Genomic DNA, 490 nt, shown 5'->3' with positions numbered 1-490 from the left:
CTGTCTATGAAACAGAGGCATTTAGCGGTTTGGTTTGTGACATATTTGGTTTCAGGTGTCATCATGAACAAATTAATTAAAGATACTGTATTACGTCCAAGACCATATAATCATTTAGCCGTTGATACAGGCTTTTCATTTCCGAGTGGACATTCCAACGCCAGCACATTATTATATTTCGCCTTAATGATCATTATTATTTCACTTGCTGCTAAGACAATAACAAAAGTGTTGAGTGCGTTGGTTATGGGAATATTATGGCTTAGCATATTATTTTGTCGCCTTTATTTTCATGCACATTACTTTTCAGATGTCATTGGCGGCACGTCACTAGCAATCATTTGGGTAGCGTTATTCTTAATGGTATACCCATACTTTATTAATCATCGACGACAACGCGTTTAGCAAACATCTTTAGACATAGTGGAGGTATATAGAAAAATGAGAATTAAAACACCGAGTCCATCGTATTTAAAAGGCACAAATGGAC

At 36.1% G+C, this 490-nt stretch carries 1 protein-coding gene; it reads left to right on the top strand.

Features of this window, described 5'->3' with window-relative positions:
• Window positions 1–405, top strand: a 405-nt coding sequence (locus tag A6F49_RS17465) for a phosphatase PAP2 family protein (protein ID WP_150119524.1), incomplete at its 5' end; no start/stop codon positions are given.
• Window positions 406–490: the final 85 nt, after the last annotated feature.

Source organism: Enteractinococcus helveticum (genome assembly GCF_001657475.1).
In the GTDB taxonomy this organism is placed as follows: Bacteria; Actinomycetota; Actinomycetes; order Actinomycetales; family Micrococcaceae; genus Yaniella; species Yaniella helvetica.
The sequence above is the reverse complement of the archived record's forward strand: the minus strand, read 5'-3'. Positions and strand labels throughout refer to the sequence as shown.